Consider the following 23,494-nt stretch of genomic DNA (forward strand, 5'->3'; position numbering starts at 1 on the left):
TATGAAACTTCAATATGACAAGCCAGCATATGTATGGACGGAAGGTCTTCCAATTGGGAATGGACGTCTGGGCGGTATGATCTTCGGTGGTGTGGAGCAGGAGAAAATTAGTCTGAACGAGGATACGCTTTGGTCAGGATACCCAAAGGACGGTGACAATCCCGGTGCTAAGAATGTTCTGCCAAAGGTGCGACAGCTGATTCAAGAAGGCCGCTATGTTGAGGCGGACACGCTGACCAGAGAAATGATGGGGCCGTATACTCAATCTTATTTACCTTTTGGTGATCTATTGCTTCGTTTTGAACATGGCAACGTCTATCATTCTTATCAGCGTACACTGGATGTGGAAAATGCGCTGCATCGCATTGAATATCAGATTGGCAATGTTACTTATACCCGTGAGATGTTCGCTTCTCATCCTGATCAGTTGCTTGTACTTCGTTTGACCGCGAGTGTGCCAGGCGCATTGAATGTGCATGCCACGCTGGAAAGTCCACTTCGTCACAACCTTTATTTGCAAGGTGAGAGCTATGTTCTATCGGGAACGGCACCGGAGCATGTAGATCCAAGCTATTTCGGGAGCGACAATCCCATCCGATACGGTGAATCAGGCAGCAGCAAGGGAATGGCTTTCGAAGGACAACTCTCCGTGACGGCGGATGACGGCCAAGTAACGGTTGATGGCAGTGGGATTCATTTGCTGGGTGCGACAGCGGCAACCTTTTATTTCAGTGCGGTTACAGGTTTTAAAGGGTATGACCTAATCCCGGGAATTGAAGGAAAAGATGCCTCCACCATTGCAGCTTCTTTCTTGGCAAGTGCTCAAGGCAAGTCTTACACCAGCCTGCTTCAAGCCCATATCACTGATTACCGGGCACTTTTCGATCGGGTGAAGCTTCGGCTGGGCAAGCCGCTGGCACCAGAAGGAATGTCAACCGAGCAGCGGATTACGACTTACTCCGCGCAAGATCCGGGTCTAGTTGAGCTGCTGTTCCATTTCGGACGTTATTTGCTGATCGCAAGCTCGCGCCCCGGAACGCAGGCTGCCAATCTTCAGGGAATATGGAATGCCTCTACTCGTCCGCCTTGGAGCAGTAACTATACACTGAATATCAATACAGAAATGAACTATTGGCCCGCTGAGATTTGCAATCTGGCAGAATGTCATGAGCCACTTTTGGATTTCGTCGGCAATCTGGCGAAGAGAGGGGCGGATACCGCTCGGACCAACTATGGCACCCGGGGCTGGGTAGCTCATCATAACTCGGATCTTTGGGCACACACTGCACCGGTAGGTGATTATGGCGATGGAGATCCAAGCTGGGCTTATTGGCCAATGGGGGGTATCTGGCTGACTCAGCATCTTTGGGAACATTATGCTTTTGGCGGAGACACTGAATACTTGCGGGCTTCGGCTTATCCTGTCATGAAAGAGGCGGCTCTGTTCGCATTGGATTGGCTAATTGACGATGGCAAAGGCAATCTTGTGACCTCCCCGTCCACTTCACCAGAGCATAAATTCCGGACAGCGGAAGGTGTGGCTGCGGTCAGCCCGGGTGCCACAATGGATATATCGCTGATCTGGGAGTTGTTCACGAACTGTATCGAGGCATCTGTGATTCTTGGAACGGATGAAGCTTTGCGTGAAGAGCTGAAAAGTACCCGTGAGCGTCTATTGCCACTGCAGGTTGGCAAGTACGGGCAACTGCAGGAATGGTCCTCTGATTTTGAGGATGAGGACATGTATCACAGACATACCTCGCATCTGGTTGGTATTTATCCGGGCCGCCAGTTGTCAGAAGAAGAGACCCCTGAGCTATTTGCTGCGGCAAGAACCTCGCTGGAGCGGCGCGGGGATGAAAGCACAGGCTGGAGTCTGGGCTGGAGAGTCGCTTTATGGAGCCGCTTCCGGGATGGAAACCGTTCCCTGCGTCTGCTCTCCAACATGCTGCGGCTGGTGAAGGACGGGGAGTCGGAGCAGTATAATCACGGCGGAGTTTATGCCAATCTGCTCGGCGCGCATCCGCCGTTCCAGATTGATGGCAACTTCGCAGCCTCCGCCGGGATTGCCGAAATGCTGCTGCAATCTCACCGCGGCTATCTCGAACTACTGCCTGCATTGCCAAATGAATGGCAGGAGGGAAGCGTTGCAGGTTTACGTGCCCGCGGTGGCTTTGAAGTCAGCATTCAGTGGGACAACGGCAAGCTAGTGGAAGCGCAGATCACTTCCCTGCTGGGCACAGAATGTGTGATCCGCATGGATACTCCACTTAAGGTAACCTGTGGCAGCCACGATTTACAGTGTGAACATTCTGCCGAAGGAAGGGTAAGCTTCGCTACAACCGCGGGACAATCCTACAAGCTTATCATTGGTGATCAGCAATAATCTGTTTTATAAGCGTATGAACAGCAGTAGGACCTGAACGTCTGGTCCTGCTGCTGTTTTTTGTATTGCTGCATGAATCTTCAGGACCAGCAGTGTTTAGGTAAGATGTGTTAGATCGCGGTATGGATCGGAAGATCGTTGTATAGAAAACGCTTTATCCGCTCTTTATAATGAGGTCATACTTGGGGGATACAGCTACTGAGACTGCCGCCTTCAAGGTCCAAAATGCAGCAACAAGGAGGCAAATTATGCTAACTGACAGTAATACAACCGTAAACGTGAATACAGACACAACGTCTCTTATCCGTGTAACCAATGGCCTAGTGAATCTGGAGATTGATCTCGGAACAGGTGAGTCATCCGTTGTCGGCGGGACTTCTGCACATGTAAAGGGGATTCGCAGCGCCTTTCGCTGGCAGGGCCGGGAATATAATACTGAACACTATCAGAGCCATGTGCTGAAGTTGCAGGAAGAGGTTGTTCGTGAAGGTTTTGGCAAAGGTGTTCATCTAGTGATTGTGCATGAAACATCCCTGCTGCCACAGCTGGAGCAGCATTTTTATATTTATGAGTCATCCTCATATGTGTTGATGCAAAGTGCGATCGCAAGCGATGAGGATATCAAAGCGAACCGCATGGCGGTCATTCAGAGCAAATCGGTATCACTCGGCGGCGAGTCAGGTCAACCGGATGAACCAAGCATCCTGCGTGTGCCTTACGACAACGATAAATGGGTCAGATATACAGTGGTGAAGCCACCTATGGATACAGAGAGCTACGAGGTAACAGCAGTGTTCGCGCCGGATAGCCGGCGAGGGATTATCATGGGTTCCATAACTCATAAGGTGTGGAAAACGGGTATCCGTATCAAAAGCGAGCGAAGCGGCCAGATCGAGGAGCTGGATCTTTACGGTGGGGCTGTGAGTGAATTAACCCGCGACTTTCAGCCGCACGGTTATGTAAAAGGCAAAAGAGTGGAGTCACCGCTCGTATTCGTAGGTTTTTATGACGATTACAGAGAAGGTCTTGAAGCTTACGGCCGGGCCAATACATGGATTGAAGCTCCGCTGGCTTGGGAGGGTGGCGTTCCTGTTGGCTGGAATAGCTGGTCTGCCGCAATGGCTGAACTCGATTATGATTTGTATACGTCGACCAGTGAGTTTTTGAAAAAAGAAGTGCAGCCGTTAGGATTCCAGAATGAGGATACGCTGTACATCAACTTTGACGCTTTTTGGGATAATTTCACAGCAGAAGAGATGAAAAATGCACTTGAGCTAGTGCGGAAGAATGGTCATAGACCGGGAACCTACTGGACCCCTTTCGCTTTCTGGGGAAGTCCTTCTCAGTTCGGAGATGTCGTGGAGGGTACGAACGGTAAATACACCTATGGCGATATCCTGCTTCGGGACAGCGAAGGAGAGATTCTGCCGGATGTTGATGGAGGGCTAGCCATTGACCCCACACATCCGGGGAACCTGCAAAGAATGGATTGGTATACAAATAAATTCATCTCGGAAGGATTCGAGTATATCAAGCTGGATTTCTTAGCACATGGCGCACTGGAAGGGCAGCATCACAATCCGGAGATTACGACGGGCATTGCGGCGTATCACTACGGTATGTCCTACTTGCAGAACAAGCTGTCTCTAGAGGTAATTGGTCGACCGTTCTTTATTAATCTGTCCATCGCACCGTTGTTCCCTTATGCATTTGCACATAGCCGGCGTGTCTCTTGTGATGTTTTTGGCACGCTGCAGGATACAGAATACATGCTCAACTCTTTAACCCATGGCTGGTGGATGAGCGATTCATTGTACCGTTACAATGATCCTGACCATTCCGTACTGTACAAGAGCCATAACCAGGAAGCCACGGGCTGGCATGAAGGTCGCAGCCGGCTAACCGCTTCGGTGATCGTGGGAACGGTGCTGCTGCTAGGAGATGACTTCCGAAAAGAGGAAGCCGCCGCCCGGGCCAAAGCTTGGCTGAGCAATAAGGACATTATGGATGTTGCTCGTCTTGGCAAAACCTTCAGACCGATAGAAGGGGACCTAGGCAAGCAATCCTGTGATACTTTTGTGCTCGAATCTGCAGAAGAAAATGCTTTTTATATAGCCGTCTTCAATTACGATGCCGTGAAATCCGCTCCTAGATCTATCTCATTAGAACGTGCAGGGCTGAATGCTCAAGGTGCTTACCAGCTGCTGGACCTATGGGAAGGTGTGGAAGGGGAAACCTCAGGAGAGCTGGAAGTTACGCTTGAACCCGCAGAATCTAAAATCTTCAAATTGACCGCAAAATAAAAAAGAATACGCGCCCTCTGCTTCTTGCGGATAGCGCGTATTTTTTTTATAACCTATATTTGTATTCGGCTTAGCGGATTAAGGCGGTATTGTGTGGGATTTATGCCGTAACAGGCACTGAAATGTCTGGAAAAGGGATGGATCGAAGGATAGCCTAATTTCTCAGCAATGGCAGTAACACTTAGCTCGCTCTCCAGAAGCAGACCTGCCGCCCGTCGCATAACGAGATTATGATGATAAGCGCGCGGCGTCATCCCGGTTTCTCGCAGAAACAGCTCATGAAAATAGGTTCGCTTGAGTCCGCAGAGATGTGCCCAGTCTTCGATAGATTTACCACGTTCGGGATGAGTGTTCAAATACTCCAACAGGCGGACAATCCGATAATCGCTTGGCTGATGCTGATGGAGGGCATTATACCAGCTTAATATCCAACCGTATAACAAGCTATGGACCGCTTCATTCCGGTAGAATATCGCTTCATTGTATATTTTGGCAATCATCACAAGACTATCGTATAGCTGTGGATATTTAGCTAGCGGGAAAACGCAAGGCAATTCGTTCAGCTCGGCACAGGGGGCTTCGGTGGCCTTTTTCTCAAGCCTAAAGGGTTCAGGCGCATGGATAAAAGAAAGATTAGTAGACATAGGTGACTGCTTGTCCCACAGATCAAAATAGACATTGTAGGACGAGAGTGGATGAGAAGGGGAAATATGAAAGGCATGTGGCTGGCCGGGACGGAGAAACACCAGTGTTCTACGCTCAATCGGATAACGTATTCCGTCGATTTCCATCTCACCGGGGCCATCGGTAAACAGATGAAAAGCGTAGGCATTGCCGACGCGCAGATGCTCATTGCTGCTGCCGTCGTACAGATAAGGCATGATTGCTCCAACATACGGTGTGATTTCAGATAGTTTGTTCATACTATACCCCTTGTCTAGAAGTATTTCTTAATTCTGGATTGTAGTTAAATGTTGGGATAACGGATAAATTGTCAAATGAATGAACGAGTCAACAAAGACTATTAGTACTGATGATGTTACGATAAATGCGATAAATACACAATGTTAATAACAAAAAAAGCGGATTAATTAACAACAAATTTCGAAGGTCTATTACAGACAGGAGACGATCTAATGAGCGATTTTAAATTGTGGTATTCAACCCCTGCAACAAGCTGGTCGCAAGGTTTGCCATTGGGCAACGGAAGAATAGGTGCTGTTATAATGGCGGCGCCGCATCGTGAGGTTTGGAGCATGAGCGAGGTGACCTATTGGTCTGGGCAAAAGGATCCCGACCCTGCTCCTGCCGGAGGTAGAACTGCGCTTGAAGAGGCGCAAAGTCACTTTTTTGCCGGCGATTATGACAGCGGTGATCGTTTAGCCAAACAGTACCTACAGCCTAAAAAACAAAATTTCGGTACGAACCTGGGATTATGCGAGGTTGTTATTGATTTTGCCCAGGATGTGGATGTTGAACCAGGCGGTATGTTTCGGCGGGAGCTGGAATTGACAAGTGCAGTGGCTGGGGCGGTCTATGAGAGCGGCGAAACAACCATCCATCGAGAGGTCTTCGCTTCACATGCCGATGATCTGGTAGTTTCAAGAATTTGGAGCGATAAGCCTGGAGGTGTATCCTTTACGCTTGCCATCGAAGGTGGCACAGAATCGTTTACGACTGAGGTTGTGGATGGCGACACCATTGAATTCAAGGGGCAAGCTACAGAAAAGGTGCACAGTAATGGTAAATGCGGGGTATGGGCAAAAGGGCAGCTCAAAGTAAGTCTATCCGGCGGTACGATCTACAGGGGGGATGGCCGATTAAGAGTTTCCGGAGCTAATGAGGCCCGGATTTATTTTGGGGTCAGTACCGATTATCGCCGGAGCAACCAGGATTGGGAGACGGAGAGCTACAGCAACCTACGGCAGGCTTTAACCAAAGGTTATGCACAGTTAAAAGAAGATCATATTCAAGATTACCGTCAGGAATATGAAAAGGTGGATATTCAATTGGGAAGCTCCGGGAAAGAAAGTCTGCCTACCGATCAGCGGATTAGGTTGCTGGCACAGGATCAGGTGGAGGACCCTCATTTGTTCGCATTGTTCCTCCAGTATGGCCGCTACCTGACCATTGCCGGATCACGGGAAGATTCACCTCTTCCACTGCACTTGCAGGGAATCTGGAATGACGGTGAGGCTTGCCGTATGGGCTGGAGCTGCGACTATCATCTCGATATTAATACACAGATGAATTATTATCCGACAGAAGTCGTGAACCTTGGGGACAGCCATCTTCCATTGATGCGATATATTGAAGATTTATCTCAGGCGGGAAGATCAACTGCACGCGATTTTTATGGCAGCAAAGGATGGGTGGCGCATGTATTCTCTAACGTCTGGGGGTTTACAGCTCCGGGCTGGGAAACCTCATGGGGGCTCAATGTCACAGGCGGATTATGGATTGCAACCCATCTGATGGAGCATTATGAATATAGTCAGGATCGTGTATTTCTAGAGCGCCAGGCATATCCTGTTCTAAAAGAAGCCGCAGAATTCTTCCTCGACTATATGACGATTCATCCGAAATATGGCTGGCTGGTGACGGGGCCTTCGAACTCGCCAGAGAACAGCTTCTATCCCGCAGATAGCAGCGAGGGTGCACAGCAGCTGTCTATGGGCTCGACCATGGATCAAGTGCTCGTGCAGGATCTTTTCGAGTTCTGCCTGAAGTCTGCGGTGTTACTTGATACAGATGTTGAGCTTCAGCTGAAGCTAGAGGAAGCTATTGCTAAGTTACCCCCGCTACAGATTGGCAAAAGAGGTCAGCTGCAGGAGTGGCTTGAAGATTATGAGGAAGCACAACCTGAGCATCGACACTTGGCTCATTTGTTCGCTTTGTATCCAAGCAACCAGATTACACCGGACAGAACACCGGAGTTAAGTGCGGCAGCAAGGGTAACGCTGGAGAACCGGATGGCTCAGGAAGAACTGGAGGATGTAGAGTTCACCGCCGCCTTATTTGGCCTTAGTTTTGCCAGACTATATGACGGGGAGAAGGCGTATAAGCATATCTCTCATTTGATTAGCGGATTGTGCTTCGATAATCTGTTCAGTTTCTCTAAATCAGGGATTGGTGGAGCAGAGTGCAATATCTTTGTCGTGGATGGCAACTTTGGCGGGACGGCTACCATTGCAGAGATGCTGCTGCAAAGCCACGCGGATGAAATTCATCTGTTGCCAGCGCTCCCGCAAGCCTGGAATACAGGATCGGTGTCTGGATTACGAGCCAAAGGAAAGGTAGAGGTAGACATAGTTTGGGAGAAGGGGCAGTTGACGGAAGCTACGCTTCGCACCTACTCACCGGGAACGGTGACCCTTCGATGGGGAGATCAGAGAAATACCTTCCAAGCAGAAACAGGAGGAAGCTACTATTTCAACAGCCAATTGGAGCTGTTATAATGATTCGGCGGGGGCGATGAGCCTCCGTTTTCATTATGCGTCCGAATAATGATGAGTAGGTATCGAAGAGCTATCTGGTCTGCTTAGGACCCGATAGCCTTTTTACAAGCACGTTGGGATTAGATCTTACAAAGTAACGATTCATGCCTGAAAATGACTTACATTAATTTGGTCGATGATCGCCTAAGGGGAAAAGAATATAATAGGAGCAAATACAGACAACAAGTAGGAGGAAACCTCAGGTGTATAGTATTTTTCTGGTAGATGATGAAGAAATGGGTCTTGAGATGATGAGAGATTATATCCGCTGGGAAGAGATGGGCATCTATGTCGTTGGAACAGCGAGCAATGGTAGAGAAGCTTTGGAGAAAATAGAGGCTTTTCAACCGGATATTATTCTTACAGATGTTCAGATGCCGATAATGAATGGAATTGAGTTGGCTAAAAAAATACATGAATGTTATGACCATATGCAAATTATGTTCCTCACCGGACATGATGAATTCCACTATGTTAAATCGGCCCTTAATGTAGGAGCTGTCGGATATTTACTGAAGCCGCTAGATTTGACTGAAATTGAAAGCGTTATCGAAAAGGTTAAAGCACGCTGCGAAGAGGTTCAGATGAAACAACGTTCTATGGAGGCTGCTAAAACTAAAATTCTTAAGGAACTTTCTTTTGAAAAAAATGCGGAGCAAGCCGCAGAGCTGGCAAATAACTTCAACAGGCTGACACGTCTCCCAGAGAGTAATCGTTATACCATGGCACTGTTCAGCATCGATCCCAAAGAGGCGGAGGGTGAGCAGCAGAGTCTGGAAGAGTGTATGAGCCGGCTGATCTCTTATCTGGATCACTTTTTTAAGGCGAAAAATATAGAGGTTGTTTTTGTTCCTTACAAGGATGGCGAGACAGGTGTGTTTATGGAAGCAACTCAACAACCTGGCTATTATGCTTGGGAGGATTTAGCTGTGGCTATTCGTAGTGCGCTGGATTTTACGGTGACGGCAGCAGTCGGGGCGCTGGCAGCAGAATTAGCGCTGGTCCATAATCTGTATAAGCAGACGCGTGTGATTTTAAATGAACGTTTTTATAAAGGCACGGGCTTAATTATTCATGCCGCGGCTATTTCGAATCAGTTCGACAGTGAACATATGCCACCTTTTGAGAGAAAAGAGTGGTTTGAAGCTATCAATCAGCTGGACTTCGAGCAGGCCGCACAAAAGCTGCATCAATATTTCGTGGGATTGGCCACGCTGAGAATCAAGAAAAAAATCATCTGTAATTGGGCGATTGATCTTGTTGATGAACTGCTAGAGCAGCTGCATCAGTCGGTTCCCGAGGGCTTTAAGCGGGCGGAGCTCTATCATTCCATCTATAATGCGCTGACTTTACATGAGATCGAGGATTTAATCCTGGGCACTGCGGGTGATGCCGTGAGCATGCTAGGTGAGCGACTTATGGATAAAAATACAAAGCTCGTCCACAAGGTTCGCACCGTGATCGAACAAAATTACGATCAGCCGATTACGATTAATAGTCTGTCTGATCAGGTTTATCTGTCACCGAACTACTTAAGATCTATTTTTAAGGATAAAACAGGCATCACGATCCACGATTATTTAACCCGTATTCGGCTTGATAAGGCTAAGGAGCTGCTCGCAGACGGGTCACTGAAGATTCAAGATATTGCCCAGAGAGTGGGTTACGAAAGCACGTCTTATTTTATTTCTCTATTTCTGAAGAACCTTGGGGTCACACCTAACGAGTATAGGAAAAATATTTAACCTTCCGCACTTCTGCTTACTGAATAGAAAGAAAAGTCGCTTTCCTTTATGAATTGTAAACTTGCGATATGGAAAGATGCCCCTTTGCTTTTTACAATAAGCATGTATTACAACTCAGCACATGTGAGGGGCTTGATTCATTATTGCGATTAAAGGAAGCTTTTTTACAAATCTAATTGCGATAGCGCTTTCAAGAAATCCAGACGGCAATAGTTGGATACAGCATTCTTGAGAGAGTAATCGGTACGGGCCGTTCATTCCTTACATGACGTTACTTACAACAAGGAGAGGAGTTCTGAAGACGTTATTTGGAAAAAGGAACAACTGATGAATTGCAACCGGAAGGCTTTTCTTATATCAGAAAGTTAAATGGAGGGATTAAATGTTTGGACGTGTAATGAAAAGAGGGTTCTTGTTCTTTCTTATGATCAGCTTAGTGTTAGGCAGCGGTGGTCAGTTTGCCGGCAAGGTTTACGCCGAGGATACAAATAGCTATGAAGCTGAAGCGGATGGGAATATTCTGACGGGTAATGCGTCAATTTCTGACCACCCAGCGGCTTCCGGAGGGAAAAAAGTGGGCGGCATGTATCAAGGCAGCTCCTTGTTGTTCAATAATGTGACCGTAAACGAGCCAGGGAATTATAAAATTACAGTGTATTATATTTCTGGCGATTCGCGCCCGTTTAATATCAGTGCCAATGGCGGTGACAAGCAATTTGAAGAACCGTCCAAGACTGTGGACTGGGATACGGTAGGCACTTATGATGTGACGCTTCCGCTGAACGCGGGTGCTAATAACATCTTGATCGATGACAACAACTGGTATTCTCCAGACATCGATAAGATCGTAATCCGTGGACTAGACGACAGCGATCCAGGTGAAGGACCCGGAGGTGACTGGAAGGAGAAGCTGCATGGTGTGATCATGGAAGCCGAGGCTACTGAGAATATGCTTACAGGCAACGCCAAAGTGGCGGACAGCAGTGTGGGCTCTGGCGGTAAAATCGTAACGGATCTGAACAAAAACAGTTCCTTACAGTTCACAAATGTTGCAGTACCAGTAGCGGGAACGTATTTAATCCGCATCTCCTATATTTCCGGCGATCAACGTCCTGTCTATATGCAGGTTAACGATGGAATGGATGAAATGATCGACCTGCCAAAGACGGCAAGCTGGAGCACCGTGGGAACCTATGATGTGGAGGCCTCTTTGGTAGAGGGTTTGAATACTATCACCTTCTCAGATCATGATTGGTATTCTCCAGATTTCGACCGGATAGAAATTATTCCTTATACCCTCAGCTATGAAGCAGAATCTCCGCTCAATGTTTTGACAGGTGAGGCCCAAGTTTCCGAAAGCCCGAATGCTTCGGGTGGCCAGAAGGTAGGGTACTTGAATAGCGGCAGCTCCATAACCTTCAACAAGATTACAGCCCCTATGACTGGTGATTACCGAATCACAGTCGCCTACATTTCAGGTGACCCACGCAGCTTCTACGTTAGTGCGAATGGTGGTGCAGAACAGTATTATGAGCTGCCCAAGACACCGGACTGGGATACGGTTGGAATGTATGAACTTACACTGCCACTGAACGAAGGCGAGAATACAATCAAATTTACAGATGGCAACTGGTATGCGCCAGATCTGGACCGAATTATAGTTGAGCCAGCCATGGGTGTGGATCCTAATCCCCCAGTGGAGGAAGACGGTGATTTAGGAACACCGGGCGCTTCGAAGAACTACGGAGCTATCACAGTTACCGAATATACTTACGGACTGCTTGTATCAAATGGCCAATATGAAGTGTCCTATAATACCAAGTCTGGATATGCAAGCTATAACTGGGCTGACGGACAGAAGCTGCATGGGATCTATAGCAGTATCAAAATCGGCGATACGCTCGTTGAGACTACAAGCTATGAGAGTCATACAATTGTTGGTGCTCCGGTAGAAATTCAGGATGGTTTCGGCAAAGGCGTGGAGCTAACTTTTGTCCACACTTCCACAGGAAAACCGACGCTAAAGCAGGTCTACAAGTTTTATGACGATCAAAAGTATTTTCTGACCCGTCTGGATGTCGCCAGCGATACAGCGGTCAAGACCAACTATATGTCACCTATTACCGTAAAACGTACAGGTGGTGTGGATATCGGAGCTAGTGCGGATAATCGTGTGCTTACAGTTCCTTTTGACAACGATGCTTGGATTCGTTATAAATCTCAATCTATGAACCGTGCAGATACCAGCTATGAGGTGACTACTGTGTTTAACAACTCGACACGCAGCGGCCTTGTGCTTGGCTCTGTAACTCATGATACCTGGAAGACAGGCATCGACTGGAAAGGTTCCGCCAATCGGCTGAATGAACTGGTCGTATATGGCGGTGCAGCTAGTGATGTCACACGCGATACCCAGCCTCATGGCAGCTTAAGTGGAACAAACTTATCCTCACCTATGATCATGGTAGGGGCTTTCAGTGATTACCGTACAGGGCTTGAGGAGTATGGTAAAGCTAATGCGATCATTACACCTGCACTTGAGCTAAACCCCGAGCTGCCACAAGGCGTACCGGTTGGTTTTAATAGCTGGGGAGCTTACGAGGGTACGCTTTCCTATCAGGATGTAGTGGATGTCTCCAATTACTATAAAGAGAATCTGCAAAATTTCAATAATAACGGCAATGTTTTTATTAATATGGATTCTTATTGGGATAATCTGAATGATAAGCAGCTGGCTGACGCCGTATCGGTAATTAAAGGCAATGGCCAGCATGCGGGTATTTATTGGGCACCGTTTGTATACTGGGGCAACAATATGAACCAGATTGTAGAGGGAACTGACAATAAATATACTTACGGCGATATTGTCCTTAAGGATGCCGCGGGTCAACCGCTGCCAACTCTGGACGGGGCTTTTCCTTTGGATGTAACACATCCTGGTGCCCAATTGCGCATGAACTATTTTTTGGACAAATTTAAAGGTCTGGGCTTCACCTTCATCAAATTAGATTTTTTAACGCATGGTTCGCTTGAGGGGCAACATTTCGATCCAACTATAACGACAGGAATCCAAGCTTATAATGAAGGAATGCGTTATGTGAAAGAACGTCTGGATGGAAAAATGTTCATTAGCGCATCAATTGCGCCTATTTTCCCGAGCCAATATGCGCATAGCCGACGAATTTCCTGCGACACATACGGCAAGATCAATGAAACCGAATATATGCTGAATTCATTAACCTATGGCTTTTGGCAAAATGGCACGATCTACACCTACACCGATCCTGATCATTTGGCATTGGCCCGTGCTACCAGCTTGACTGAAGCGCGTAGCCGTATGAACTCTGGCGTTATCGCTGGAACAGTACTGCTTGGCTCTGACAATGTTAACGACTCAAAAGCACAGGAGTACATGACCGCTTTGTTCAACAACAAGGATGTTCTCGATTTAGCTTTAAAAGGAAAAGTGTTCAAGCCACTTGAAGGAAATACAAACGCCAATGCCGCTGATACTTTTGTTATGAAGGATGGCAATGATTATTATCTGGCCGTATTCAATTACAGTGCATCTGCTTCGGCAGATAAGCAAGTTGATCTTGGCCGCGCTGGACTGGATGCTGCAGAGACTTATACTACGCAAGATCTCTGGACAGGAGAAGTTTCCTCTGTCACAGGAACTATGAAATTGTCCTTGCAGCCGACAGAGTCGAAATTGGTAAAATTGACGGCTGCACCTAAGCAAGTAACCGGTATAACACTGGATAAGAAAGAGCTTTCGTTGACCGCAGGTGAAACCGGCAAATTGACGGCTACGGTATCGCCGGAAGATGCGACGGATAAAGCAGTCCTCTGGACTTCGAGCGATACCTCTGTAGCTACCGTAGTCTACGGAACATTAACCGCTGTAGAAGCTGGAAAGGCCACCATTACTGTGGAAACGGTAGACGGTGGGTTCAAAGCATCGGCAAAAATCACGGTCAAAGAGGCCTCTACAGGAGAACCGAGCAATCCAGGAAATCCGGGAGAGCCAGGAAATCCAGGAGAGCCTAGTAATCCGGGAGAGCCTAGTAATCCAGGAGAACCGAGCAGTCCGGGAGAACCGAGTAATCCTGGAGAGCCTAGTAATCCTGGGAATCCAGGAAACAATGGCGGTACCTCTGGTAGTACCTCTGGTAGTACCTCTGGCAGTACTTCGGGTCAAGAGAATGTTGCGGGCACTTTGATTCTCATGCCAGATATGCTGGAATTGGACAGTTCTACTGGCCAGGTAGTGGTTGAGATTAAAGGGGACATCCAACAATTTCAGTTATCCTCTGCTGTAGTCCGACAGTTGGCGAACCACACCCTAGTTTTGAATGCGGGTAAGCTCTCCTTGCAGGTACCAGCGGAGCTAATTCACCAGCTACAAAACAAGCTGCCAGAGGGACAGCGGGAAGATAGCACGATTGCCCTGAAGATGGTGAACCTCAGCAGCAAGGCCGATGAGTTAGTTGCTACAGTGGCTAGTTCTACTAATGCGGCTGTTGTACTCAAGGGAGACATCTATGAATTTAGTCTTTCTATTACCACCAAGTCAGGCATTACAGACACACTCGCTACATTTGATAAGCCAATAACACTCATCATGCCAGTGGCAGAAGGCTTCAATGCTAAACGAGGCGGTGTTTATTATATCGCGGACAATGGCAGGCTGGAATATATTCAAGCTGATTATGCTAACGGTGTATTAAAAGCTGAGGTCAGCCACTTCAGCAAATATGCTGTGCTGGAGTTGAACCGCATCTTTGTCGATGTGCCGGCCAATCACTGGGCTAACCCAGTAATCCAAGAGCTGTCGTCCAAGCTATATGTGCAGGGCACAAGCAAAGAAAAGTTTGAACCAAGCCGGGCAGTTACACGTGCCGAGTTCACTTCGATGCTTGTTCATGCCCTTGGACTGACCGCGACAGGAAAAGAAAGCTTTGCTGATGTTGCTCCATCTGCCTGGTATGCGGAGCCTATCTCAATCGCTTACAAGGCGGGAATCGTGAGTGGTAGAAGTGCGTCCAAGTTTGAGCCGGGAGCACAAATCACCCGTGAAGAAATCACGGTGATGCTAATGAAGGCTTACGAGCTGAACAACGGCGTAACAGCCAATGGTGCAACAACCAACGGCGCAACAACCAATGGTGAAACAACCAACGGTGCAACAACTAACGGCGCAACTGCCGCAGCGTTCACCGACATAAATCAGGTGTCTGCTTGGGCCACTGCTTCTGTTAATGAAGCGGCCAGTCTAGGACTGATTCAAGGTCAAAGTCATGAACGGTTTGCACCAAAAGGAATCGCTTCGCGCGCAGAAGCGGCTCAAGTGATCTATAATTTGATTTTGAAGTAAGCTGAAATCACTACAAAAGAGCGACTCTCCATTAACCGGAGAGTCGGCTTTTTTGATAGATCAGTTGATGAAATTAGCTACTTTATCGAACTTTACTAATAGGTACTACATTACTATTAGGTACATTGCTGTTCGGCAGTTACTAAAACCGCACTTTACTATCTATCGGAACTTACTCCAGCGAAGTAGAATCCCGTGCAAAAGTCGAGCACACCCCAGCAAAGTAGAATCCCGTGCAAAAGTCGAACACACTCCGGCAATGTAGAATCCCCCGCAAAAGTCGAGCACAAATCGGCAATGTAGAATCCCCCGCAAAAGTCGAGCACACATCGGCAAAGTAGATCATAGTTAGAACACATCGGACCGTGTCGCAGCTATTTCGGAAATTTGAGTCATTTTACAAAGATTTCGGACTGTATAGATCTTATTGTTATTAAATTGTCCAGAATTACTGCGTAAACGAGTCATTAGCTGCATCTGAGTCCGATAGTCGAGCAAAATGCCCCGAATCATCGAAATAAGGTCCCCTCGGTCCGATGCGTAGGAGGAAGGAGTATAAGTTGGAACACACTAAGACACTCTGGCAAAGTAGAATCCCGCACAAAAGTCTAGCACACCCCAGCAAAGTAGAATCCCGCGCGAAGTAAAACACATCGGACTGTATTGCAGCTATTTTGGAAATTTGAGTCATTTTACAAAGATTTCGGACTGTATAGATCTTATTGTTATTAAATTGTCCAGAATTACTACGTAAATGAGTCAATAGCTGCATCTGAGTCCGATAGTCGAGCAAAATGCCCCGAATCATCGAAATAAGGTCCCCTCGGTCCGATGCGTAGGAGGAAGGAGTATAAGTTGGAACACACTAAGACACTCTGGCAAAGTAGAATCCCGCACAAAAGTCTAGCACACCCCAGCAATGTAGAATCCCGCGCAAAAGTAGAACACATCGGACCGTATCGCAGCTATTTCGGAAATTTGAGTCATTTTACAAAGATTTCGGACTGTATAGCTCTTATTGTTATTAAATTGTCCAGAATTACTACGTAAATGAGTCAATAGCTGCATCTGAGTCCGATAGTCGAGCAAAATGCCCCGAATCATCGAAATAGGGTCCCCTCGGTCCGATAGGAATGAGGAGGGAATATAAGTCGAACACACCTCAGAAAAGTAGAATCTCGCGCAAAAGTAGAACACTCCTCAGCAAAGTAGAATCCCGCGCAAAAGTAGAACATATCTCAGTAAAGTAGAATCTCTCGCGCAAAGTAGAACACATCGGACCGTATTGCAGCTATTTCGGATATTTGAGTCTTTTTACAAAGATTTCGGACTGTATAGCTCTTATTGCTATAAAATTGTCCAGAATTAGTGTACAAACGAGTCAATTGCTGCATCTGAGTCCGATAGTCGAGCAAAATGCCCCGAATCATCGAAATAAGGTCTCCTCGGTCCGATACGAATGAGGAGGGAGCAAATAGTGCCGAACGATCCAAACGATCCCTTCGATCTAAACGATCCCATCGATCCCATCAAATCCAAGGAGAAGCAAGCCAAAGGATTCTCGCAATGGAGAATCCCCTCGTCACCGCTCCTACACCTCTTTTTGCGGTAAACGAATCTGCACGGTGGTGCCTATTCCTAGTCTGCTAAACACTTTAACGCCGTAGTGCTCACCAAATTTCAGTTTGATGCGACGATCAACGTTAGTGATTCCATACCCTCGTCCAGGCTTATCCTCAAGCAAAGAACTGAGCGTCTCGCGGCTCATCCCCATGCCATCATCGATTACCGACAAGATAATATCGTTTGCTTCCATGACACCTTTGATATGAATGTTCAGCGGACTTTCTTGGCTCCACACGGCATGCAGCACTGCATTCTCCACAAAAGGCTGTAAGGCAAGCTTGACAGTAGAGTAGGGCAGGATCGCTTCATCTACTGTGTAGGTAATGTTCAGTTGGCCTTTAAAGCGGATTAGCTGAATGGCGTTGTAGCTCTGGGTCAGCTTTAATTCCTCGTGGATGGTCAATATACTTTTCCCTTTATTTAAGGAGATTCGATAAAACTTGGCTAGATGAAGCACCAAATCTTGTATACGCGTATCTTGATGTTTTAGGGCAAGCGACGAGATGGAGCCCAGTGTGTTGTACAGAAAATGAGGGTTGATCTGCGCTTGCAGCAGGTCAAGCTCGGCCTCCTTACTCTGCAGCTCCTTCTGATACACCTCAGTAATGAGACTTTTGAGCCGGGTGGTCATTTGCTTGAAGGCAAAATGCAGCTGGCCAATCTCATCATTCCCCAAATGTTCTTCTGTACTATGATTGAAATCCCCCCGTTCCAGGCGGCGGATCATCCGGATTAAAGTACGGATACGCTTGCTGAACAGCGACGCCGTAATGTAAATCAGCAGGAGGGCCACGCCAATAAAGCCGAGTGAGATTTTGATAATCAGATCTGAGAGTGATTTAGCGTCCTGAATGATGCTGTCATAGGGGAAGATAGATACAGTTTTCCATCCATTTTTGAGCGTGTTGTAGACCGCGAATGCCTTTACCCCTTTGTAAGTTGTATCAAATCTGCCCGATGGTGACTCATCGAATTTCTGATCAAGCAATTCCGGCAGGCTCGTATTTAATAAGTGCTTGTCAGCTGCTGAGAGAATAAGCCCTTTGTCATTAATAATAAAAATATCTTTCCCGCCCGCTTCTTCCTCCATTAAAGAATAGATGACCGATTCGGAGATTCTGAAGACCAGAATACCGTAGGGATATTGATTGCGGTTATTGTTCAAAAATCTTGCTAAGGTAAACATGGCCGGACTATCTTCGGTCTGCGGTGAGGATAGATGAATGATATTCCCATGTGACTGCTGAAGCTGCTTGAACAGCTCGGTCTCTTTAACCTCAGCTGTTACCGGCTTGATATAGTAATCATCTTTGGGAAGTGATTCATTGTCCGAATAAATGAAAACGCTATCAAAATCAGGATAGGCAGTCATTATCGTGTCCATGCGGTTGCCTATGTATTGATAGACATCCAGATAAGAAGGATCATCCTGGTATTCACTCGTGAGGTAGCTGGCAAGTCTGTTATCCAGGTAGATGGAAGCTGAAATATGTTCATAGCTGTCCAGCTTGTTTTCCAAATTTTTATTAATCTGAGCTGTTGAATTCATCATATTGCTGTAAATCTGATCCGTTAATTTTGATTTTGTTAATTCGTAGGAAAGGTAGGCGAAAAGCATCATCGGAACAATGGTCACTAGCACAAATACGCTGAACAGCTTGGAGCGAAAGCTCAAATCGATAAAAGGCATATAAATATATTTCCTATATATATGGCGCATAGAAGAAGTCCCTTCTTTACTGTAAATTCGCTGTTTGCCATGTTCATCATAGCAGACTGAATATCGAAATCCAATGCTCGAATCTGCCGAAACTCCTTTAAAAAGCGCTATCATTCGGAGGATTGAAGTATAGAAAGCCACCTGTTGCGGACTTAAGATGAATAGGAGAGAAGTTGAATCGAGATGTGGCTCGACATGCTGCACTAAATAAAAAGGGAGGGTATTTGATGCATAAAGCAAGCGCTATCAAAACAGTCAGAGGCAATAATCTGTGGTACAGATTAAAAGAGCAGAAATGGTTATTTTTGCTGATGCTGCCTGCCTTAATTGCGACATTGCTATTTTCTTATGGTCCTATGTTTGGGATGTATATGGCGTTTACGAATTATCAGCCGGGCGGAGGAACATTTTTTCAACAATTTTTCCATGCAGAGTTTGTAGGATTCAAGTGGTTTGAGTATTTCTTTACTACCGGAGATTTCTACCGTGTAATGCGCAATACGCTTGCTACAAGCTTGCTGACCTTGTTATTCGGGTTTCCAGCACCGATCATCCTCGCACTTGTACTGAATGAAGCTAGACAGGGATTTTTCAAAAGATTTGTACAGACGGTTTCTTATCTGCCGCATTTTATCTCATGGGTTATCGCTGCAAACATCGTGATTACACTGCTGGCTTCCGATGGGATGTTTAACAATTTATTGGTGACGTTGGGCATTGTTCAGGAACCGGTTGCTTTTCTACAAAATGGACCGCTATTCTGGTGGATTATCGCTTTGTCCAATATGTGGAAGGAAATGGGCTTCAGCGCCATTATGTATCTTGCTGCAATTTCCGCTATTAATCCAGAGCTCTACGAAGCAGCTAGAGTGGATGGAGCCAGTCGCTTCCGGCAAATGTGGCATATTACGTTGCCAGCCTTGCGTCCAACCATTGTTATTTTAGGGATTCTTGCCGTCGGAGGCATTTTGAATGCGGGCTTTGAACAACAATACCTGCTGCAAAATAATACAGTGCTTGAGTATTCAGAGGTTATCGATATTTATGCATATAAATACGGGCTACAAAACAGCATGTTCTCCTACGGGGCGGCCGTTGGGGTATTTAAATCCGTGATTGCCTTCATACTTGTTGTAATTGTGAATCGAATTTCTAGAAAAGTGAACGACCAAGCGTTGTTCTAAACCCGAAAAAGAGAGGAGCGCTTGTGATGATTTCGAATAGATACGGGGATCATATTTTTAAATTTATAGTTTATTTCATTCTTATACTTGTGTTGCTAGTTACCTTTCTCCCTTTTTGGAATATTCTCGTTCTTTCATTAAATGCTGCTGAGGATACCGTACGTGGTGGCGTCTATTTATGGCCCAGAGTCCTCACCTTTGATAGCTACAGTCAAATCTTAAAAGATAGCGAGATTTTGAATGGCTTATGGGTTACTGTCAAACGTACCGTAATTGGCGCGCCGCTATCTGTCCTTGTCATTACGATGCTTGCTTATCCGCTAAGCCGCCGGAATTTGATGGGACGTAAAGGATGGAATCTATATTTTGTCTTCACGATGTATTTTGGAGGCGGACTGATTCCTTATTACATGGTGCTTAAAGCGCTGAATATGATTGACACGTTTTCCGTATTTATTTTGCCAGGGCTGATGAATGTCTTCTATATGATTATTGTCCGTACCTTTATGGAGGGGCTGCCTGGTGAGATCGAGGAGTCGGCGAAGGTAGACGGGGCGAATGACCTGACGATTTTCTTCCGAATTGTTCTACCGTTGACCACACCCGTGCTTGCGACTGTAGGACTTTTTCAGGCAATCTCACATTGGAATTCGTGGTTTGACTCCTATGCGTTTACCTATAGTTCTGACTTAAAGACCTTACAAGCCGTACTCGTGAAAATATTAAGCCAATTCCAGACCGGAGGCATGGTATCGCAATCGCAAATGCTAGCTAACTCGGCTAAGCGGAATGCGGTTTCAAGTGATACTATCCGGATGGCAGCGACGATGGTGGCAACATTGCCTATCGTACTGGTATACCCATTCCTGCAAAAGTACTTTGTTAAGGGTATGACTTTGGGAGCGGTTAAGAGTTAATATGATTAAATAAATAGCGGCCCTGAAGGGGGGTGAACGGGCAGACTTGCTTGGTTGCTTGATAGACTTATGAAGTAACTTACTTAATGGGAGGAATTAGGGTGTCTATGATAAAGAAAAATAAATGGTTGAACGTGAGTATTACTGCCGCATTAGCCGTTGGTGTATTAGCGGGTTGTGCTTCAAATGATGGAAAAAACAATACAAACCAAACGGCCGGAAACGATAAAAAACAAGAGCCGATTACATTGACCTGGTTTGATTCAAATACCAAGGGAGAACCTTTCACTGATGCTATTGCGCAGGAAATCACCAAAAAAACAGGCATTTCGATCTCAATCCAGCAGCCAACGGGTAATCCTACGGAAAAGCTGAGCTTGATGCTTGCCAGTGGTGACTATCCAGATGTGGTTGTAATGAGCCGGGGCGATGCTTCCCTCGATAAATACATTACAAGTGGCGCATTTATAGCGCTCGATGAGTTAATTGAGAAAAGTGGACCAGACATTAAAGAAATGTACGGCGACACATTGATCAAAACACGTTATAAGGATGGGAAAAACTATTACCTAGCTAACTGGTATGGCCTGGATAGTGATCCTGTTTTCGGTATGCTGATGAGAAAAAATCTGGTTGCGGACCTAGCTCCAGATAAGGCAGATGGCTCCACCCCACTCACAACGGATGAGTTTGAAGCACTTTTAAAGAATTTTAAAGAGAAAAACAGGACAATTGATGGAAAAGAAACTGTTCCAATGACGATGAACGGTGAGAATATGGGCGCCAACCTCGGTACATTTAAAGGGATGTGGGGTCTGAGAACCTACTATGATAATAATGGAACATTACAATATGATGTTAAGGATCCAAAGTATCGCGAGATGCTGCTTTATGTGAACAGTCTGTATAGAGAAGGTCTAATCGAAAAAGAGTTTGCCATCAGCAAAACACAAACCTGGATTCAAAAGCTGGCTATCGGCGCAGTGTTCTCCACACCAGGCGCATACTGGGACCCAGGTAATGCAAATGGTACTCTGAAGAAGGATGGCGGAGATGATAATCAGTTCTTCCCGTACAAGGTTGTAGCACCAGGCACAGAGACCTCCCAAACAACATTCGGACCAAGAAGCTCACTTGGATGGGATGCTATTGCCATTACGAAAAATAACAAACACCCTGAAGAAACTATCAAGCTGTTCAACTACCTAGCGAGTGACGAAGGACAACATTTGCTGCTATGGGGTAAGGAAGGCGAGCAGTACACCATGGTGGATGGAAAGAGACAACCAGACCCTGCATTCCTGCAAAGCTTCAAGGATAACTGGGACGATGCTGTGAAGAAGAGCGGTGTTCGTAAATGGTTGTGGTTTGTTAAAAATGGTCTGGATGCCAATGAACAGCCATACGATATGGCCGTTAAATACCAACGTAGTGAAATTGACGAAATGGCCATTAAGAGCCTTGGAGATTCCGTATGGGATACAGCAGAATTTGATAACTTAGGCCCTGACGGCGGAACGCCTGAAGCGCTGACAGCGCAAAAAGTAAAAGATATTATGGACCAAAGCATTACGAGAGTAATCATCGCTCCTTCTGAAGCCGAAGCCAATTCTACATTCGACAAGATGCTTGCGGATATGAAAAAAGCTGGGGATGAAAAAGTAGAAGAAATCTTCAATCAGAAGTATAGCGAACGTATGGAATTGTGGAACTCAAAATAATATGTTTATCTATGTAAAAGCTTCCTCTCTGCATTTCAGCAGAGAGAAGCTTTTTGTTGTATAAAAAAGCTAAACCAGCCGATTAACATGTGCATTCCTGCGGAAATCAAGCGGGGCTTGATGATAGAATTTTTTGAATTGATGATAGAAATGACTGACATTCTCGAAGCCGGATTCCAAAGCGATATCGACCACACGCAGCTCGGTAGTGAGCAGTAGGTTGCGGGCTACATTGAGCTTTAGCTGGTTGATATATTCCGTAGGTGTCTGGTTCAAGTATTGCCGGAAGGCGCGGTTCACATGGCCGGCGCTTCTCCCTGACAGCTCGTACAAGGCATGAAGTCCACGGTGCAAATTATCCTTTAAGTGCATTTTGGTTATGGCATGCTCTAGCCAGAGCGGGAATTCTGGTTGAGCGACTGTCTCTGCGGAGAAAAAATGCTGGGTGAGTGTATCGACGAGCAGGCCTTTTAGAAAAATCCGGGACTTAACCTTGTCTAGGGTTGATAGGATGCGAATGCGTTCCATAGAACGGACGAAATTAGCCATTTCCAGCTGAGATAACATAGCGATTCGGGGGAGAGGCGTGTTCAGCAATCCGTGCAAAAACTCCTCTTCATTCAGATAAGTTAAAGCAGCTTCAATGAAGCTTTTGCGGCAGGGAATGTTCAGGAAACGGCAATCGCTATCACCATCTGCTTCATATCTGTGGGTATCACTGGGCCGAATAAAGACAAGGCAGCCAGTCTGAAGCAGCTGCGCTGTCCCGTTAACAATATGCTGACATCTGCCTTCTGTGAGAATGAAAAATTCATAGAAATCATGCGTATGTTCTGGAGATACCTGACTTAAGGACTCCACCCAGAAAGGGTCTGCTAGTAGTTCAGGATTCATATGGCTTGCCTCGGTGTATTTGAGCATGTTCGTCCTCCAGTGTATTAATGATGTTAAAATAGCACATGAATCTCGAGAACACAACACAAGAAATAAAAAGATATTATTGATAGACTTGATCTAT

At 46.3% G+C, this 23,494-nt stretch carries 11 protein-coding genes; 8 read left to right on the forward strand and 3 right to left on the reverse strand.

The annotated features are described in order from the left end of the window. Position 1 precedes the first annotated feature (1 nt). Complete coding sequence (locus MKY63_RS18730) at positions 2–2,386, forward strand: glycoside hydrolase family 95 protein (RefSeq protein ID WP_036683258.1); 2,385 nt, start codon at positions 2–4, stop codon at positions 2,384–2,386. A 248-nt stretch (positions 2,387–2,634) separates the two neighbouring features. Beyond that, entirely contained in the window at positions 2,635–4,689 is a 2,055-nt protein-coding gene (locus MKY63_RS18735; RefSeq protein WP_036683256.1) for an alpha-galactosidase, read from the forward strand. Positions 4,690–4,742: 53 nt separating this feature from the next. Here the strand turns inward: MKY63_RS18735 and MKY63_RS18740 are convergent, their stop codons facing one another. Continuing rightward, on the reverse strand, positions 4,743–5,612 hold the full coding sequence (locus MKY63_RS18740) for an AraC family transcriptional regulator (RefSeq protein ID WP_036683254.1): 870 nt from the start codon (positions 5,610–5,612) through the stop codon (positions 4,743–4,745). A gap of 213 nt (positions 5,613–5,825) precedes the next feature. On the opposite strand from MKY63_RS18740, the gene MKY63_RS18745 reads away from it, so the two are divergent. From MKY63_RS18745 to MKY63_RS18755, 3 genes are all read left to right on the forward strand, one after another. Then, positions 5,826–8,147 (forward strand): glycoside hydrolase family 95 protein, encoded by a 2,322-nt coding sequence (locus tag MKY63_RS18745; RefSeq protein WP_036683253.1) that lies wholly within the window; start codon positions 5,826–5,828, stop codon positions 8,145–8,147. A 242-nt stretch (positions 8,148–8,389) separates the two neighbouring features. After that, entirely contained in the window at positions 8,390–9,931 is a 1,542-nt protein-coding gene (locus tag MKY63_RS18750; protein WP_036683251.1) for a response regulator, read from the forward strand. A gap of 382 nt (positions 9,932–10,313) precedes the next feature. Beyond that, positions 10,314–15,308: an S-layer homology domain-containing protein gene (locus tag MKY63_RS18755; protein ID WP_051491279.1), complete on the forward strand. Its 4,995-nt coding sequence runs from the start codon at positions 10,314–10,316 to the stop codon at positions 15,306–15,308. A 1,591-nt stretch (positions 15,309–16,899) separates the two neighbouring features. On the opposite strand, the gene MKY63_RS18760 is transcribed toward MKY63_RS18755, so the two are convergent. Continuing rightward, positions 16,900–18,624, reverse strand: coding sequence for a sensor histidine kinase (locus tag MKY63_RS18760; protein WP_162164272.1), 1,725 nt, complete (start codon positions 18,622–18,624; stop codon positions 16,900–16,902). 257 nt (positions 18,625–18,881) lie between these two features. Between MKY63_RS18760 and MKY63_RS18765 the strand changes: the two genes are divergently transcribed. From MKY63_RS18765 to MKY63_RS18775, 3 genes are all read left to right on the forward strand, one after another. Then, complete coding sequence (locus MKY63_RS18765) at positions 18,882–19,838, forward strand: ABC transporter permease subunit (protein WP_051491272.1); 957 nt, start codon at positions 18,882–18,884, stop codon at positions 19,836–19,838. A gap of 26 nt (positions 19,839–19,864) precedes the next feature. Beyond that, positions 19,865–20,755, forward strand: a complete 891-nt coding sequence (locus tag MKY63_RS18770) for a carbohydrate ABC transporter permease (protein ID WP_036683186.1) — start codon at positions 19,865–19,867, stop codon at positions 20,753–20,755. Positions 20,756–20,862: 107 nt separating this feature from the next. Beyond that, complete coding sequence (locus MKY63_RS18775) at positions 20,863–22,476, forward strand: extracellular solute-binding protein (RefSeq protein WP_036683237.1); 1,614 nt, start codon at positions 20,863–20,865, stop codon at positions 22,474–22,476. 69 nt (positions 22,477–22,545) lie between these two features. On the opposite strand, the gene MKY63_RS18780 is transcribed toward MKY63_RS18775, so the two are convergent. Further along, complete coding sequence (locus MKY63_RS18780; RefSeq protein ID WP_036683185.1) at positions 22,546–23,397, reverse strand: helix-turn-helix domain-containing protein; 852 nt, start codon at positions 23,395–23,397, stop codon at positions 22,546–22,548. Between the last annotated feature and the right edge of the window lie 97 nt (positions 23,398–23,494).

The sequence above is a fragment of the Paenibacillus sp. FSL R7-0189 genome, from assembly GCF_037969925.1.
GTDB classification, from domain to species: Bacteria; Bacillota; Bacilli; order Paenibacillales; family Paenibacillaceae; genus Paenibacillus_AQ; species Paenibacillus_AQ odorifer.